Origin of the sequence: Streptomyces inhibens (genome assembly GCF_022221585.1) — a bacterium.
In the GTDB taxonomy this organism is placed as follows: domain Bacteria; phylum Actinomycetota; class Actinomycetes; order Streptomycetales; family Streptomycetaceae; genus Streptomyces; species Streptomyces inhibens.
In genome coordinates, this window is sequence record NZ_CP084681.1 from 5,341,095 (window position 1) to 5,358,131 (window position 17,037).

The 17,037-nt window shown below is 71.0% G+C and carries 14 protein-coding genes; 6 read left to right on the forward strand and 8 right to left on the reverse strand.

Annotated elements, in window-relative coordinates; all coding sequences use genetic code 11:
• Window positions 1-7: 7 nt before the first annotated feature.
• On the forward strand, window positions 8-1,522 hold the full coding sequence (gene pdxR, locus KI385_RS24430; protein ID WP_425357090.1) for a MocR-like pyridoxine biosynthesis transcription factor PdxR: 1,515 nt from the start codon (window positions 8-10) through the stop codon (window positions 1,520-1,522).
• Here pdxR and KI385_RS24435 read toward each other — a convergent pair.
• Together KI385_RS24435 and KI385_RS24440 are read right to left on the reverse strand one after the other, a co-directional pair.
• Window positions 1,509-3,077, reverse strand: coding sequence for an IPT/TIG domain-containing protein (locus KI385_RS24435; RefSeq protein ID WP_238574266.1), 1,569 nt, complete (start codon window positions 3,075-3,077; stop codon window positions 1,509-1,511). The genes pdxR and KI385_RS24435 overlap by 14 nt on opposite strands.
• A gap of 294 nt (window positions 3,078-3,371) precedes the next feature.
• Window positions 3,372-3,830, reverse strand: a complete 459-nt coding sequence (locus KI385_RS24440; RefSeq protein WP_238574267.1) for a nuclear transport factor 2 family protein — start codon at window positions 3,828-3,830, stop codon at window positions 3,372-3,374.
• A gap of 97 nt (window positions 3,831-3,927) precedes the next feature.
• On the opposite strand from KI385_RS24440, the gene KI385_RS24445 reads away from it, so the two are divergent.
• Window positions 3,928-4,542 (forward strand): TetR/AcrR family transcriptional regulator, encoded by a 615-nt coding sequence (locus tag KI385_RS24445; protein WP_238574268.1) that lies wholly within the window; start codon window positions 3,928-3,930, stop codon window positions 4,540-4,542.
• A gap of 67 nt (window positions 4,543-4,609) precedes the next feature.
• Here the strand turns inward: KI385_RS24445 and KI385_RS24450 are convergent, their stop codons facing one another.
• The 5 genes from KI385_RS24450 to KI385_RS24470 all read right to left on the reverse strand — a co-directional run bounded on the left by KI385_RS24450 (window position 4,610) and on the right by KI385_RS24470 (window position 9,940).
• The gene (locus KI385_RS24450) at window positions 4,610-6,562 is read right to left on the reverse strand and encodes a hypothetical protein (RefSeq protein ID WP_238574269.1); all 1,953 of its coding nucleotides are present in this window, start codon (window positions 6,560-6,562) and stop codon (window positions 4,610-4,612) included.
• On the reverse strand, window positions 6,559-6,972 hold the full coding sequence (locus KI385_RS24455; RefSeq protein WP_238574270.1) for a hypothetical protein: 414 nt from the start codon (window positions 6,970-6,972) through the stop codon (window positions 6,559-6,561). The genes KI385_RS24450 and KI385_RS24455 overlap by 4 nt, the downstream gene beginning before the upstream one ends.
• Before the next feature lie 248 nt (window positions 6,973-7,220).
• Window positions 7,221-8,456, reverse strand: coding sequence for an ornithine--oxo-acid transaminase (gene rocD / locus KI385_RS24460; RefSeq protein ID WP_238574271.1), 1,236 nt, complete (start codon window positions 8,454-8,456; stop codon window positions 7,221-7,223).
• Window positions 8,453-9,283, reverse strand: coding sequence for a dimethylargininase (ddaH, locus tag KI385_RS24465; protein ID WP_238574272.1), 831 nt, complete (start codon window positions 9,281-9,283; stop codon window positions 8,453-8,455). The genes rocD and ddaH overlap by 4 nt, the downstream gene beginning before the upstream one ends.
• A gap of 168 nt (window positions 9,284-9,451) precedes the next feature.
• A complete protein-coding gene (locus KI385_RS24470; RefSeq protein WP_128505005.1) occupies window positions 9,452-9,940 on the reverse strand; it encodes an Lrp/AsnC family transcriptional regulator in 489 nt (162 codons plus the stop codon).
• Window positions 9,941-10,146: 206 nt separating this feature from the next.
• Here KI385_RS24470 and KI385_RS24475 point away from each other — a divergent pair, with 206 nt between their 5' ends.
• On the forward strand, window positions 10,147-10,941 hold the full coding sequence (locus KI385_RS24475) for a GntR family transcriptional regulator (protein ID WP_238574273.1): 795 nt from the start codon (window positions 10,147-10,149) through the stop codon (window positions 10,939-10,941).
• A 45-nt stretch (window positions 10,942-10,986) separates the two neighbouring features.
• On the opposite strand, the gene KI385_RS24480 is transcribed toward KI385_RS24475, so the two are convergent.
• Entirely contained in the window at window positions 10,987-12,306 is a 1,320-nt protein-coding gene (locus KI385_RS24480) for an amidohydrolase family protein (RefSeq protein WP_238577829.1), read from the reverse strand.
• A gap of 486 nt (window positions 12,307-12,792) precedes the next feature.
• Between KI385_RS24480 and KI385_RS24485 the strand changes: the two genes are divergently transcribed.
• The 3 genes from KI385_RS24485 to KI385_RS24495 all read left to right on the forward strand — a co-directional run bounded on the left by KI385_RS24485 (window position 12,793) and on the right by KI385_RS24495 (window position 16,917).
• A complete protein-coding gene (locus KI385_RS24485) occupies window positions 12,793-13,695 on the forward strand; it encodes an ATP-grasp domain-containing protein (RefSeq protein ID WP_238574274.1) in 903 nt (300 codons plus the stop codon).
• Window positions 13,692-14,522 (forward strand): ATP-grasp domain-containing protein, encoded by an 831-nt coding sequence (locus KI385_RS24490; protein WP_238574275.1) that lies wholly within the window; start codon window positions 13,692-13,694, stop codon window positions 14,520-14,522. Before KI385_RS24485 ends, KI385_RS24490 begins: the two co-directional genes overlap by 4 nt.
• 157 nt (window positions 14,523-14,679) lie before the next feature.
• Entirely contained in the window at window positions 14,680-16,917 is a 2,238-nt protein-coding gene (locus tag KI385_RS24495; RefSeq protein ID WP_238574276.1) for a family 2 encapsulin nanocompartment cargo protein terpene cyclase, read from the forward strand.
• The last annotated feature ends 120 nt before the right edge of the window (window positions 16,918-17,037 follow it).

The following is a 17,037-nucleotide window of genomic DNA, read 5'->3' on the forward strand; positions in this document are numbered from 1 at the left end:
CGGGTCCATAAGCTCTTCCGCGTCCGTCGGGTCTTCCGACTTCTTGCAGCTGGACATCGGGGACGCGCCTGCCGGTGGGCGGTCCGACTGGCTGGCCCGCGAGCTGCGGCGGGCGATCGCGGACGGTCGGCTGCCGGTGGGGAGCAGGCTGCCCGCGACCCGGGTGCTCGCCGCTGACCTGCGGGTTTCGCGTGGTGTGGTCACCGAGGCGTATCAGCGGCTGAGCGAGGACGGGCAGCTGGCCGGGCGGGGGAGGGGCGGCACGGTCGTGGTCGCCGCGCCCGTGACGACGGCGGCGGCGAAGACCCCGGGCCCGACACCGTACGCACACCGGACCGCCGCTCCCTTCGGCGCGCCGCCCGGCCCGGACGTCTTCGACGCGCTGCGGGACGCGCCCGCCCGGATCGATCTCTCGCCCGGCGTGCCCGACCTGGCCGCATTCCCGCGGGCGGCCTGGCTGCGTGCCGAGCGCGCGGTGCTCGCGGACCTCCCGGCCGCCCACTTCGGATACGGGGACCCGCGCGGCGCCCCCGCGCTACGGGCGGCCGTTGCCAACTGGCTGGCCCGTAACCGCGGGATCCTGGTGGACCCGGACGAGGTGCTGATCGTCGCCGGTACCGCGCAGGCGCTCGGCCTGATCGCCCAGGTGCTGCACGCCGACGGCCACACCGCGATCGCCGTGGAGGACCCCGGATCGCTCGGTGCGCAGCAGCATCTGCGGAACTGGCGGATGGCGACGCCGCCGGTCCCGGTCGACGAGGAAGGGGTGCGCGTCGATGCGCTGCGGGCGAGCGGCGCCCGGGCCGTACTGCTCACCCCGGCGCATCAGTTCCCGACCGGGGTGGTGCTCGGCGGCGGCCGGCGCCGTGAGCTGATGCGCTGGGCGGCCGACGGCGGCCTGATCATCGAGGACGACTACGACGCCGAGCACCGTTACGACCGCGCGCCCGTCCCGGCCCTTCGTTCCCTCCTCCCCGAGCAGGTCTGTTACACGGGCAGCGTCTCCAAGTTGCTCGCGCCCGCGTTGAGGGTTGGCTGGCTGCTTGCGCCGCCCAAGTACCGGGAGGCGCTGGTCGACGCCAAGCGGTTCGCCGACCTCGGCAACGCCGTACTGCCGCAGCTGGTGCTGGCCCGGCTGATGGAGTCCGGTGAACTGGAGCGCGGGCTACGGCTGTTGCGCCGGCGCCATCGCCGTCGTCGGGACGCCATGATCGAGGCGATCCACGCCCGGCTGCCGGGTGCGACCGTGCAGGGCGCCGCGGCGGGTCTGCATCTGACGCTCACCTTCGACCCGGGCGCCCTCGACATCTCCGACACGGACCTGGCCGCGGCCGCCCTCGCCCGCGGTGTCAAGGTCCACCCCCTGTCCTGGCACTGCCAACGCCCGGCCCCGCCGGGCCTGGTCCTCGGCTACGCAGCCCGCACACCGGGCGAGATCGCGGAGGGCGTGGCCGTCGTCGGCGAGGCGCGGACCGGCGGCGGGCCGGGGACCGGGGACCGGGCGGGGATCAGGGTTCGATGACTCCTGCGTGGGCGCTGGACGGGGACAGGATCGCTGACGGGGTGGAGCCGCCGGCGAACTCGACGTCATAGCCGCCGTTGGCGAGGATGAGCGTCAGGATGAGCGTCTCGTTGAACCGAGCGATGCCTTGGGCGTCGGTGGTGGCGATGCCCAGGAGGTTGCTGCCGATTTTGAACACGATGGTCTGGCCGGGCACGGGCAGGCCGGTGACCTGGTCGGTCAGCGTGGCGGTCAGGAACGGGAAGTACACGTGCGGCGGGAACAGCTTCGTCAGCGCCGGGGTCGCGGTCAGTGAGCTGGCGTGGACGGGCAGGATGTAGGTGAAGCCGTTCACCAGACTGGCACTGCCACCAGGAGTGGTGACGGTGACGGTCGCGGGGCCGGCCGCCCCGGGCGGGGTGATGGCGGTGAGCTGCGTGCCGGCGGCGTTGACGCTCACCCCGGTGGCGGGGTTGCCGCCGATGTTGACGCTCGCCCCGATCAGGTTGGTGCCGGTGATGGTCACGACCGTGCCGCCCGTGATGAGCCCTTGGGTGGGGTTGATGGTGGCCAGTGTGGGCGGGAATTGGATGACGCTGACGTTGTTCGAGTTGATGTTGGTGACGTAGACCTTGTTGTTGGGGGCGACCGCCACGGCGATCGGTCCGGTGCCGACGGGGATCGGGACGCCGACGACGGTGTTGGTGGCAGTGTCGATCACCGACACGCTGTCCGCCGCCCGGTTGGCCGTGTAGGCCATCCCGTCGGCGCCGACCGCGATTCCCCACGGCTGGTTGCCGACGGGGATCGGGGCGCCGATGACGGTGTTGAGGGTGGTGTCGATCACCGTCACGCTGTTCGACCCGATGTTGGCGACGTAGGCGTTGCCGTTGGGCGCGATCGCCACGAAGTTCGGCTGAGCGCCGACGGGGATCGGGGCGCCGATGACGGCGTTGGTGGCGGTGTTGATCACCGTCACGGTGTTCGATCCCCGGTTGGTCACGTAGGCGTTCCCGTTGGGGGCGACCGCGACCCCGACCGGCTGGGCGCCGACGGCGATCGGGGCGCCGATGACGGTGTTGGTGGTGGTGTCGATCACCGACACGGTGTTCGCGGCGAAGTTGGTGACGTAGACGTTGCCGTTGGGGGCCACCGCCGCCACGGCCGGCTGGCCGCCGACGGGGATCGGGGCGCCGACGACGGTGTTGGTGGCGGTGTTGATCACCGACACGGTGTTCGACCCGCTGTTGGGGACGTAGGCGTTGCCGTTGGGGGCGACCGTCAGCCAGACCGGCGTACCGCCGACGCCGATCGGGCCGCCGACGACGGTGTCCGTGGCGGTGCTGATCACCGACACATTGGCTGATCCGGAGTTGGCGACGTAGAGGTTGCCGTTGGGGGCGAACGCCAGCCCGACCGGGTTGTTGTTGACGGGGATCGAGGTGACGGCCAGGAAGATGTTCGCCGGCGCTGCTGCCCGGCTCACCTCCGGTGCCTCGGCGGTCGGCCGCACCTGGCCGGGGAGAGCGGTTGTCCGCAGCAGTTCCTGCAACGGTGACTGAAGACTGGTACTCATGTGGACCCCTTCTGCGGGGGCCGCCCCTCCTGAGAAGCCGTCACCCGGGCACCAGCACAGGCCCGGAGACCCGCTGCGGGGCACCACAACCAGAGACCACACGTCACACATAACGCGACAAGGCTGCGCATCCCCGAGGAGGGATGGGCAGCCCATTGGTTCGGTCGTCAACTTTCTTTCCCGCATGACGGGGAAGCGAAACCTCCGCACATGCCTGCCGCCTGCCCAGCGCGTTCACCACTGCCGACCGTCGGCCGGGTCGTCCGATACGGGCCGTCCCCCGGCGCCGGCCGATCAGTGAAACGGAAGCGGGCGGCCCCGCTCCTCCTCCGGCCGTGGCCCGAAGATCCGCCGTTCCGCCTCCGTGATCGCGACATCGTGGATACCGGCCTCGCGGCGGCGCATCAGCCCCTCCTCGTCGAACTCCCACAGCTCGTTGCCGTAGCTGCGCCACCACCGGCCGTCCGCGTCATGGGACTCGTACTGGAAGCGCACCGCGATCCGGTTGCCGCTGTACGACCAGAGCTCCTTGCGCAGTGAGTAGTCGAGCTCGCGGGCCCACTTCCGGCGGAGGAAGACGACGATCTCGTCGCGGCCGGTGACGAAGGTGTCCCGGTTCCGCCAGACCGAGTCCTCGGTGTAGGCGAGGGCGACCCGCTCGGGGTCGCGGGTGTTCCAGGCGTCCTCGGCGGCCTGCACCTTGCGGAGCGCGCTCTGCTCGTCGAAGGGCGGGAAGGGTGGGCGTGGTGCCATGACGGGCTCCCTCTCTCGGCACAGAGGAGAACGGTCGTTCTCCGCTCGTCGGCTAGTGTAGAGAACGACCGTTCTCCTGGAAAGCCCCGGAAGTGCCATGGACCTCGACGAAGCCCGTACGCGGATACTCGACGCCGCGGAGAAGCTGTTCTACGACCGCGGGATCCAGTCCGTCGGCATGGACGAACTCCGCACCACCGCCGGAGTGTCGCTCAAGCGCCTCTACCAGTGCTTTCCCGCCAAGCACGATCTTGTCGAGGCGTATCTGCGCCGTCGCGACACCCGCTGGCGCGCCGCGCTCGCGGACTACGTGGCCGAGCGTGCCGACGGGCCCGAAACCCGTCCGCTCGCAGTCTTCGACTGGTTGCACAGCTGGTTCTCGGAGCCCGATTTCCGCGGCTGCGCCTTCATCAACTCCTTCGGGGAGCTGGGGGCCACCTCGGACGGTGTCGGGCGCGTCGCCCGGGAGCACAAGCGCGCGCTGCTCTCGTATCTGACCGGCCTCGTCCGGGCCGTACCGATCGCCGAACCCGGGGAACTCGCCGGGCAGTTGGCGCTGCTCGTCGACGGTGCGATCAGCTCCGCCGCGATCTCGGGCGATCCCACCGCCGCCCGGCATGCCCGTACCGCCGCCGAGAGGCTCATGGCGGCGGCACGGGCGGGAACGGAGCTGGGGACGGAGCCGGGGACGGCGGGCGCGTCCCGGAAGTGACCGGTCAGGGGGCCATGGTCATCGCGTCCAAGGGCGCGGCAGGCGTCACGGACACAGGCGCCCGGTGTCACTCAACAACGTTGGAACAGACAGGGGAGATCTTCTGCATGTCCTTGATCTCTTCTTGTAGCGCTTTGCTTGCGATGAGGGCGGCTACGACGTCGGGGTGCATTCGGGGATCGTCGCCCTCGCGCTCTTTGGCGTCGGCCACGCTGTTCCGTTCGTTCGCCCGAGTCTGGAGCGCGGACTTCACCTTGGCATCGGTCGCCTTTGCGGCCGCGGCATTCAGTCCGGATGCCACTTGCCTGGACCGCGCGACAAAGTCTTTCGTCGCGCGCATCTCTGTCGGCTGTTCCTTGGTGACGATGATCTGTTTGGCCTCATCGCAACCGGCGGGCACACCGCTCCCGCTCGCCACCACCACGACGGTCGTGGCGGCCGCGACCACCACGGCGGCGGTTCCCGCCGTGGCGGCAGTGTTGGCGGTGGCGAGTTTCGCGAGGTAACTGAACAGGCTGCCGATCTTCGCCGTCGGGACGACAGGCGCGGCGACGAGCGCCAGGGCCGCGGCCACAGCGAGCTTGTCGCCCTTCAGCAGGTTGCTGATCTGCTCCTCGGCGCTGACGTAGTACTTGAGGTCCTTGGTCATTCCGCCGTGCGTCGCGGCGACCTTGCCCAGGACGTAGAGCCGCAGCGCGATCTGCCCGCGGCCGGCTGCCAGCGCGGCCGGCGCGGCGGTCTTGACCAGGCGTGAGACCAGTACCCACTGCTGCGCCTCACTCAGGGCGCGCGCGACGATCAGCAGCAGATACGGGTCCGGTCCCGGCGGCCCGGCCTTCGCGGCGAGCGCTGCCGTCAGGCCTTCAGCGGCGGTGGCCGCCGCGGTGGGGGCCCAGTTCTGGTTGCGGACCGCGGCGGCGGCGTCCTCGGTGAGCTGGTAGGTGCCGGCGCTGTAGGTGACCAGGCGCCGGTCGTAGAGTTCCGGCCCGGCGTCCGCGGCCCGTGGATCTCCGGTGACCGGTGCGAACCAGGCAGCGGCCAGCGGCACGCCGAACGTCGCCAGCGCGACCAGCACGCTGCGGGCCGGTTCGCTCAGGGCGACGGCCAGGGTCTCGGCCTGATGCCGCGGGCTCAGCCGGTCCGGGTCGACCGGCGGCGGCTGGTCGTGGGGCTCCCTGGCCGCCCTGGCACGCCATTGGTCGGAGCCCTTGATGAACTCCGCGTACTGGCGCAGGCGTTGAGGCTTGTCGTCGGCCATCCGGTAGGCGTGGTCGAACTGAAGGTTCTGCAGACCGACCGGGCCCAGCGTCAGCCCGAGTTCGGAGCTGAGCAGCTCGATCGCGGCGGCCCGGGGCAGGGGCTGGACCTGGTGCGCCGCCGCGGTGTCCGGCAGCGTCGGGTACGGGGACGTGAAGAGGAACGTGCAGCCGGAGAAGGTCTGCAGCACCCGGGCCACGTCCTCCCGGCTCAGTTCGCAGTCGAAGACGGTGACGTGTACGTCGCAGACGTCGGCGACGGCCTCGTGCAGCATGGTCTCGTCGACCCCGCGCAGGAAGGACTTGCCGAAGAACGCCTCGGCCAGCCGCTGGTAGAGGATCTCCAGCGTGCCGGTCTCCCCGGCCCGGGGTGACAGGACGTGGCCACGCTGCCCTCGCGCCGCCAGCTTGCGGTGCACCGCCTCGGCGATCGCCTTCTTCCCGATGTCCGCGGGCCCGTACAGCTGGACACTGGTGCCCTCGGTCAGCTGCCTGAAGGTCTGCTCCACGATCTCGTCGCGGCCGAACAGGTCGGCCTGGGCAGGAGCCCGCAGCGGAGGGGGCTCGCGCAGCGGCAGTTCCAGCACGCTCTCGGTCTCGACGAACTTTCCGTCGGCGTAGATGACGTTGAGGGTGTAGTCACCCGTGCTCACATTGCCCTGGACGTCGCCGTGGACCACGATCGATCGCTCGGCGCCGGAGCGGGCCGGATCCTGGGACATGTGTGCCGCAGGCCCGTCGAGCGGCCCGGCCTCGCCGCTCACCGGCGCTGGATGTTGATCGCGGCGTCCCCGGTCGACACGATGCCGGGGACGTTCCCGGTCACAGCCACCGCCCGTGCGCCGTCGGCCTGCGCCGCCGACCGCTCGGGAAGCAGTGCCGCCAACTCCGTGACCAGCGACGGGTCGGCCGCCAGAGCTCCTCTGATCTGAAGGCGCAGTGCGGCCAGCGCGTCCGGATCACCGTCTGTTGTCGCCAGGGTGGTCACCGCCGCCTCGATCGGTGCGCGGTCCGGAGTGCGGCGCAGGATCCGGTCGAGCAGCCGCTGGCCCAGCCGTACCGTCGCATCGGCCGCCTGGTCCTCGGCCCGGCTCAGCACATTGACGCCGTAGGCGCCCACTGCCGCACCGACCGCCGGCACGATCTCGCCGACCAGAGAATTGATGTCAGACACTGTTGTCCCCCGTTGTTGTCTCAACGAACAGCAGTCAGGTGCGCAATGGCGCTCCGCGATGGCGGCTCTTCCCGAACGGCCTCCAGACCGGCCGCAGTACGTCTGCCCCGGGACACCGCCGGTTACTCCAGTACACCCCCGTCACTTCGCACCCGGCAACCCTGCGGCTTGTCGCGCAACGGCCGGAATCGGCCATCCCTCGGTGCCGCCACCGTCGGCGCCGAGGGACAGGCCGAAGATGCCAGGACCTAGCCCAGCGCCCGCTCCAAGCTCCCCAGCGCCGACGCCAGTTCCTCCCCCGTGATGGTCAGCGGCGGGGCGAGCCGGATTGTCGAGCCGTGGGTGTCCTTGACCAGGATTCCTTCCTTCAGGAGGCGTTCGCTGATCTCCCGGCCGGTGCCGAGGGCGGGGTCGATGTCGACGCCGGCCCACAGGCCGCGGGCGCGGAAGCCGGTCACTCCCTTGCCGGTCAGTGCGGCCAAGCCGGTGCGCAGCTGGTCGCCGAGTTCGGCGGCACGGCGCTGGAACTCTCCGGTGGCGAGCAGCTCGATGACGGCCGAACCGACCGCCGCCGCCAGCGGGTTGCCGCCGAAGGTCGAGCCGTGCTGGCCGGGGCCCAGCACGCCGAGCACCTCGCGGCGGGCGACGACCGCGGAGACCGGGACGATGCCCCCGCCGAGCGCCTTGCCGAGGAGGAGTACGTCGGGGACGACGGATTCGTGGTCGACGGCCAGGGTGGTTCCGGTGCGGCCCAGGCCTGACTGGATCTCGTCGGCGATGAACAGACAGCCGGCCCGCCGCGTCAGTTCGCGTACGCCGGTGAGATAGCCCGCGTCGGGGATGACGACGCCGGCCTCGCCCTGGATGGGCTCGATGAGTACGGCGGCCGTGGTCTCGTCCACGGCGGCTTCGAGGGCGGCGAGGTCGTTGTACGGGACGACGCGGAAGCCGGGGGCGAAGGGGCCGAAGCCGGCGCGGGCGGTCTCGTCGTTGGAGAAGCCGATGATCGTGGTCGTACGGCCGTGGAAGTTGTCGGCGGCCACGACGATCGTCGCCCGGTCCGCCGGGACGCCCTTGACGTCGTACGCCCACTTACGGGCGACCTTGATGCCGCTCTCCACCGCCTCGGCGCCGGTGTTCATCGGCAGCACCATGTCCAGGCCGGTCAGCTCGGCGAGGCCCTCGGCGAAACCGGCCAGGCGGTCGTTGTGGAAGGCGCGGGAGGTGAGGGTGAGCTGATCGAGCTGGCGGTGCGCGGCCTCGATCAGGGCCGGGTGCCGATGGCCGAAGTTGAGCGCCGAGTAGCCGGCCAGCATGTCGAGATAGCGCCGCCCCTCGACGTCCTCGACCCAGACACCCTCGGCGCGCGCGACGACCACGGGCAGCGGGTGGTAGTTGTGCGCGAGGACCGGACCCTCGGCCTGGATCAGCTCCGCGGACGAACGGGGCGCGTGGACGGCGGCGGTACGGGTGGGAGCGGTCATGAGCGGATCTCCTGGGTGCAGCACTTGATGCCGCCGCCGGCCTTGCGGAACTCCGACAGGTCGACGGGGACGGGGACATAGCCACGTGCGGTGAGCTGGTCGATGAGGCCGGTCGCCTGCGGGGCGATGAAGACCTGGCGGCCGTCGGAGACGGAGTTGAGGCCGAAGGCCATGGCGTCGTCCCGGGTGGCGATCACCGCCTGCGGGAACAGCCGCCGCAGCACCTCGCGGCTGCCGGACGAGAACGCCTCGGGGTAGTAGGCGATGTTCGCCGCGCCGGTCTCCGCGTCCTCCTCCAGGACGAAGAGCGCGGTGTCCAGGTGGTAGAAGTACGGGTCCACCAGCTGGAGCCCGATCGTCGGTACGCCGAAGAACTCCTGCACCTCGTCATGGGCGGCGCGGGTGGTACGAAAGCCGGTGCCCGCCAGGATGTAGCGGCCGGCCGGTACGAGATCGCCCTCGCCCTCGCAGAGCGACTCCGGCCGGTAGACGTCGTACCCGGCCGTCTTGAACCAGGTTTCGTACTCCGTGGACTCCGGTCGCCGCTGCGGCGCGTGGAAGGACGAGCCGAAGACCCGGCCGCCCACGACGAGCGCCGAGTTCGCCGCGAACACCATGTCCGGCAGACCGGCGACCGGCGCCACGTGCTCCACCGTGTGTCCGTGCACGCGGTAGGCGCGCATCAGCGTCTCCCACTGCCGCCCCGCCAGCGCGGTGTCGACCGGCGCCTCCGCACGCATCCAGGGGTTGATCGCGTAACGCACTTCGAAGTGTCTGGGCTCGCAGACCAGATAGCGCCGGGGGCGCGACTCACGACTCGTCGGCACAGAAATATCCCTCCGCTTCCTGCACTTCCTGTCATGACAGACCGTTATGGATAGTCACCAGGGGTGCTTCCACGGTAAGGAGCGCGGGATTCCGGCCACAAGAAATAAATGCTGCTTATCGGCGCAGGAATGCTGCGTATGGACGGCTGTTTCTGGAGGATTCCTGCGTCATTCGGGGGCGGAAGACTGGCGGGCGCCCGCCTCCGGGCTCTCCGGCAGCAGATGCGACAGCACCATGTAACTGATCGTCTTGCGGATGAACGGCTCGGCCCTGATGCGTTCGAGCACCTCCTCGAAGTGCTCGACATCGGTCGCCCGTACGTGCAGCAGCGCATCGGCGCCCCCGGTGACGGTCATCGCCGCCGCGATCTCCGGATGGTTGCGCACGACCTCCGCGAGCCGCCGGGGCGGGGCGGCGCTGTCGCAGTACACCTCGACATACGCCTCGGTGAGCCAGCCCAGCGCGGCCGGCCGCACGGTCGCGGTGAACCCCGTGATCACGTTGTTCTCCCGCATCCGGTCCACCCGCCGCTTGACCGCGGTGGACGACAGCCCGACGGCCGCGCCGATCTCCGCGAAGCTCGCCCGGCCGTTGTCGATCAGCGCCGCAACGATCTTGCGGTCGAGGTCGTCGAAGGGCGCGGCCTTGTTGGTCACTGAACCTCCCGATCCATCCCGGTTCCTCGCCATCGAGGTCGCCTCACGGTAGCGATACCGTGCCCGCCGGTGGCGCATCCCCCGGTCTGGCCGGCAAACCCCCAGCTCAGGCATCTTTGCAGGTCACGTGGGGTGGCGTAACCTCGCGGCAACGCCGCTCGCCTAGCGTCGGTGACCCGCTGGGGGTAAGCGAGGAGGGCCGGGCCGTGCGCGATCCGAGGGAGAGCGGTGGCGGGTCCGGCGCGGCGCCGACCCGGGCGGACCGGGCGCGGCGGGTGGCGCATGTGCTGCGGGGACAGGTGCTGCGCGGGGCCTTTCCCGACGGGGTGCTGCCCGATGAACGGGCGCTGGTGGCCGAGTTCGACACCTCCCGCAACACCGTGCGCGAGGCGCTGGGGCTGCTGCGTGACGAGGGACTGGTGGCCCGGCGCCAGGGTGTGGGCACGGTGGTGGTCGGGCGCGCGTACCAGCATCCGCTGGGGGAGCTGTCCGGTCTGGCGGAGGTGCTCCAGCGGCACGGCGTGGTCGTCAACGAGGTGCGCGAGGCGCGCAGCGTACGGCCGCCGCGCACGGTCGCCCGGCGGCTGGGGCTGGCCGAGGGCGGTCCGGCCGTCTACCTGGAGCGGCTGCGCCGGGTCGACGGCACCCCGCTGTCGCTGGACTGCACCTATCTGATCCCCGAGGTGGGCGAGCCGCTGCTGGCGCGGGGCCGGGACACCCTGGAGAGGCACGATGTCTTCGATCTGATCGAGACCGCCGCGGGTACGCCGCTCGGCACGGCCGAGGTGTCCGTACAGGCCGTGGTCGCGGACCCGGCGACCTGCGCGGTGCTCGCGATGCCCGCGGGCGGCGCGGTTCTGGCCGTCGAGCGCCTCACCCGGCTCGCCGACGGCCGCCCCGCCGACCTGGAGTTCATTCATCTGCGCGGCGACCGGCTGACCCTGCACGCCACGCTCGACCGGGCGAGGGGCGGCCCGGGCGCCGCCCACCGTCAGCCGTAGGAGGCGGGGTCGGCGGCCGCCCGGGCCCGGTGCACGCCCGGTGGCCTATACCGGCTCCACCCGCTGCAACTTGGCCCGGCGTACGACCTCCGGGCCGAGCTTCGCCGCCCGTGCCACCAGCGCGTGGCCGTCCCAGTCCGGCGGCCAGCCGTGCCACAGGCGCAGCGTGCCGTTGACGACGACCGCGGCGATCTGGTCGCGGTTCGCCAGGCGAACAAGTTCCCACCGCAGGTCGTAGGAGGGCGTGAGCTCGGGGACGGCGAGGTTCACGACGAGGAAGTCGGCGGCCTTGCCGGCCGCGATCTCGCCGGTCACCTTGCCCAGCCCGAGTGCATCGGCGCTGCCCGCGGTCGCATGCGTCAGCCACGTCCGCCCGGCCCCGCACACCGAGTCGCCCGAGGCCATGCCGTATGCCAGCCGCTGCGCCGTCTCCCCGGCGTCGACCAGCCGGAAGCCGTCACCGCGGGTGCCGTCGGTGCCCATGCCGAATCGCACGCCCATCGCCGCCAGCATGGTCGCGTGCGCCACGCCGTTGCCCTTCCAGGCGCTGGCCACCGGGTTGTAGCTGATCGCCGCACCGGAGTCGGCGAGCAGCCGCATCTCCGAAGGGGTGAGGAGGGTGGCGTGCGCGCCCAGGGTGTGCGGTCCGAGCGCGCCGATGTGGTGCAGATGTTCGAGCGGGCGCCGGCCGACGCTCTTCAACGAGCGCTCCACGGAGGCGAGGTGCTCGTTCACATGGATCTGCAGTACCGCGCCGGCCTCGGCGCACATGTCGGCGGTCTTCTTGATGACCTCGCCGGGCGCGTCCTCAGGGACGGCGATCGCCAGCGAGGGGTGGATCAGCGGATGGCCCTCCCACCGTGCCAGATGCGCGGGGCCGCCCGTTCCGGTCGAGACGATCTCGGAGAGTACGCACCGGACACCGGCCTCCTCCGTGCCCTTGGCCACCGCCCCGACATCGACGGGGGCCCGGGTTCCGGCATCGGCGACGGTGGTGAAGCCGCCCCGCAGAGCCTCCAGCGCGGCCAGTTTCGCCGAGAGATAGGCGCTCTCCTCGTCCAGCGCATGCTCCAGCGGCTCCCAGACCGTCTTGAAGATCTCCGAGGGCTGCCCGAAGGACTGGGCCTTGCCGAAGCTCTGGGTCAGATGGTGGTGCGCGTCGACGAACCCGGGCATCAGCAAGTGGCCGTCCAGGCGCACCGGTTGAAGATCCCGGTGCGCGGCGATGAGCTGTTCGGCCGGCCCGATGGTGCGGAACTTCCCGCCGTCGACCAGCACGGCCTGCCCGCGCACCGGCCCGTCCGGCAGGAGCAGCAGCTCGGGCACCAGCAGCTGCCGGGTGCCGTGGAAGTGCGCCGGCCGCAGGCCGTTGTCCGTTCCGTTCTTCGTCCGGGCGTCGTGCGGGGCGGCGGCATCCGCCGTGCCCGGAGCGTCGATTCCCGATGCGCCGATGACTCCGCTCACGCCGGCCAGAAACCCACGCCGGCCGAAGCCGCTGTGCTGCTCGTTCGCCAACCCGCTCGCCTGCTTCCGTACTTCGGTACCTGCGTACACCTCACCGATCCGTCCCCGGGGTGGCCCGACCCTAGGAGCACCCGGGAAGCGGAACAAGTGTTCCGGCATACGGGATTTGTGAGTCGGGAGGGTGGGTGGCGCAACCTTCGCCGGGGCCCGGCAACCCCCTGGTCATGGCGTACGGAAGTGACGCGAGGGGTGGCGTAACGTCGCCGAAACATCAGCCGGTGCCGGGCGCGCGGGCCGCAGGGCCCCGCGGATCCCCGCATGGGATCCTGGTGCGTCATGGATCTGCCGGACGGACGGTGGACGTGCGGCGATGACGAGGATGCCCCGATGAGACTCTGCTTCCTGGTGGAGGAGCAGTACCGCTACGACGGCATGCCGCTGGACGTGATCCGCCAACTCGGCGCCTGGGGCCACCAGGTGGACGTGCTGTGGCCCGGCCGCTCACTGATCCCCATATCCGAGGCGATCCAGGCGGGCAGCCATGACGCCTGGGTCCTCAAGACCGTCTCCGGCGGACCGGGCCTGAGCCTTTTGGAAGCCGCCGCGTGCGTCGGACTGACGACGGTGAACGACGTACGGGCGATCAGGGGCGTCCGCGACAAGGCGCTCGCCGCGGTGATCGCCCGCAGTAGCGGACTGCCCGTCCCCGTGACGTATGCGGCGGCCCGGGCCGAGGAGTTCGCGCAGATACCCGAGGCGCAGTACCCGCTCGTGGTGAAGCCCGCGGACGGCAGCTCGGGACGCGCGGTGCGGCTGGTCGCGTCGCCGGAACAGCTGCTGGACCAGGCGCTTTCCGCGGAACCCGGGGAAGGGGGCGGGGCGGCCGGCGGGCTGCTGATCGCCCAGCCGTATGTCCCCAACTCCGGTACGGATCTGAAGGTGTACTGCGTCGCCGGTGAGCTGTACGCCACCGAGCGGTGCTCCCCGCTGCACCCGGGGCGCGCCGTGCGTGAGCGCCAGGTCCCGCTCACACCGGAAGTCGCCCGGATCGCCGCCGAGATAGGCGCGGTCTTCGGCCTCGATCTGTACGGGGTGGACGTCCTGCTCGGGCCGGACGGCCCGGTGGTCGTGGACATCAACGACTTCCCCAGCTTCCGCCAGGTGCCGGACGCGGTCGCCCGGGTGTCCGCCGCCGTGCTGCACCTCGCCCGTAAGGGACCCCGGCAGCCGGTCGTGGACCTGGCCTCCCCGGCAACGGTCCCGCTGGCCGCGATCGGCGGTGACCGATGAGGGTCGGTCTGATCACCGCGGACCCCGCTCACCCGGTGCTGGCCGCGGTCACCGGGCTGCTGACCCCGCATCACCGGGTGGAGCACCTGGACCCGGGCGGTGACGTCCAGGACCTCGACCGCGGCGACCTGGCCGATGTCTACCTCCTCAAGGCCCGTACGCCCCGGGCGCTGGCCCTCGCCGCCAGGCTGGAGGGGTACGGCGCCCCGGTGATCAACTCCGCGGCGGCCACCGCGCGGTGTCAGGACCGGGTGGAGATGGCGGCGCTGGCCCGCGCGGCCGGGCTGCCGTTCGCACAAACCGCCCTCGTGGACGGGCTGGGGCAGTTGGCCACGGCCGGGGAACCGGCCACCCCGCTGGTGATCAAGAGCCGCTACAGCCGGCGCCATGACCTGGTGACCCGGGCCGACAGCGCCGCACGGCTGCGCGAGCTGGCCGCCGCCTGGCCCGATGAGCCGGTGGTCGTCCAGGAGTTCACCGCGAACAGCGGTTGGGACCACAAGCTGTGGGTGGTCGCCGGGCAGCTCTTCACCGGGCTGCGCCGCTCGGAACTGGCGCCGGACGGCCGGGGGCCCACTCTGCCGCTGCCGGTCGACGAGCTGCCGGCGGGCTGGAGCGGCGCCGCGCTGCGGGTGGGCGAGGTCTTCGGGCTGGAGGTCTACGGCGTGGACATCCTGGACGCCGGCGGCGGTGCGCCGCTGATCGTGGACATCAACGCCTTCCCCGGCATCCGCGGCCAGGCCGGCGCCCCCGAGGCGCTGGCGGACCTCGCACTCCGTACCGCGGCACAAGCCGAAAGAACGGCGTCACAAGCAAGCCTGAAATGATCATCTCCCGGAGCTGACCGATCCCAAGACGCCGGGAGGCGGAACCTCCTCCTCCATAAGGCCTAGTGCGCCGACCGGCGGGGTAGCGCTGCCCCCGTCCGGGAGGCGTGGTTCAGCGCGCCTTCCTTCCGCACGTATGGGGAAGAGGCCAGCAACGGTGACGCAGCCATTTGAACTGCCGAACTTCTATACGCCCTATCCGGCGCGGTTGAACCCGCATCTGGAGACGGCGCGGACGCATTCCAAGAAGTGGGCCCGCGACATGGAGATGCTGGAGGGCTCGGGCATCTGGGAGGAGAAGGACCTCGACGCCCACGACTACGCCCTGCTGTGCTCCTACACCCACCCCGACTGCGACGCGGACGCGCTCTCGCTGGTGACCGACTGGTACGTCTGGGTCTTCTTCTTCGACGACCACTTCCTGGAGAAGTTCAAGCGGACGCTGGACCGGGAGGGCGGCAAGGAGTACCTCGACCGGCTGCCCGCCTTCATGCCGATGGATCTGACCACACCCGTACCCGAGCCGACCAACCCCGTCGAGGCGGGACTTGCCGATCTGTGGGCGCGCACCGTGCCGCACATGTCCCTGGACTGGCGGAGGCGGTTCGCCGAGAGCACCGAGCATCTGCTCAATGAATCGCTGTGGGAACTGTCCAACATCAATATCCACCGGGTGCCCAACCCCGTCGAGTACATCGAGATGCGCCGCAAGGTGGGCGGCGCCCCCTGGTCCGCCGGCCTGGTGGAGTACGCGACCGGCGCCGAGGTCCCCGCGGCCGTCGCCGGCTCCCGGGCGCTGCGGGTGCTGCGGGACACCTTCTCCGACGGCGTACATCTGCGCAACGACCTGTTCTCCTACCAGCGGGAGACGGAGGACGAAGGCGAGCTGAGCAATGGCGTCCTGGTGCTGGAGACCTTTTTGAACTGCACCACCCAGGAGGCCGCCGACGCCGTCAACGACCTGATCACCTCACGGTTGCAGCAGTTCGAGAACACCGTGGTCGCCGAACTCCCGCCGCTCTTCGTGGAGAAGGGCCTGGACCCGAAGTCCTGCGCGGAGGTGCTGGCGTACGCCAAGGGGCTCCAGGACTGGCAGTCCGGCGGCCATGAATGGCATATGCGCTCCAGCCGCTATATGAACGGCGGCGGGTCCGCGGCCGGTACCTCGCTGCCCTGGTCGCCCTTCTCCGTCGGCGGACCGGGCACCTCGGCGGCCGACCTCAGAACGGCCCTGGCCACGGCCGGTGCGCTCCGCTTCCGCAGCTCCACCCACGTCCCGCACCAAAAGGTCGGCGCCTCTCAAATCCCCGACATCCATATGCCGTTCACCACCACCCTCAGCCCGCACCTGGAGGGCGCCCGCCGCCGGGTCATCGCCTGGGCGCACCGGATGGGCATCCTTCGCCCGCAGCCCGGCGTACCGCTGTCCGACGTCTGGGACGAGCCCGCGATGGCCCGGCACGACCTGGCGCTGTGCGCGGCCGGCATCCACCCGGACGCCACCCCGGAGCAACTGGACCTGAGCTCGGCGTGGCTGGCCTGGGGCACCTACGCGGACGACTACTACCCGCAGGTCTTCGGCCGGACCCGGGACATCGCCGCCGCCAAGGTGTGCACCGAGCGGCTGTCCGCGTTCATGCCGCTCGAACCGTCGGCCGGCACACCCGAACCGGTCAACGCCCTCGAACGCGGGCTGGCCGACCTGTGGACCCGTACGGCGGGACCAATGACCCTCGAAGCGCGCCGGATGTTCCGCGAGACCATCGACAAGATGACGGCCAGCTGGCTCTGGGAGATCGACAACCAGATCCAGAACCGCGTCCCGGACCCGGTCGACTACATCGAGATGCGCCGGGCCACCTTCGGCTCCGACCTCACCATGAGCCTGAGCCGCATCGGGCACGGCCGGCAGGTCCCGCCGGAGATCTACCGCACCGGCCCCCTGCGCTCACTGGAGAACGCCGCCGCCGACTTCGCCTGCCTGATGAACGATGTCTTCTCCTACCAGAAGGAGATCGAGTACGAGGGCGAGGTCCACAACGGCATCCTGGTCGTCCAGACCTTCTTCGGCTGCGACTACCCGACCGCGCTGAACATCATCAATGATCTGATGACGTCGCGCATGCACGAGTTCCAGCACGTCGCCGCCCATGAACTCCCCGTCGTCCACGACGACTTCGACCTCTCGCCGGAGGCCCGCAAGGCGCTCGACGGATACGTTCACGAGCTGGAGAACTGGATGGCCGGCATCCTCATCTGGCACCGGGGCTGCCTGCGCTACATCGAGCCCGAGCTGCGCCACCCGCCGGGCTCGCCGGGGTGGCTGGGCGCGCCGACCGGGCTGGGCACCTCGGCGGCCCGGATCTTCCAGCGGGCGGTCGCGGGCGTCGGGTAGTCCGCAGCTCCCGCAGCCCCGCAGCGCTGGGCCCGCAGCGCCCGTGTCCAGGCCCGTCCTTGCCGGCTCCCGAGGCGACAAGGACGGGCCGCGCGCCTTTCCGCAGCATGCGCCCGTGCC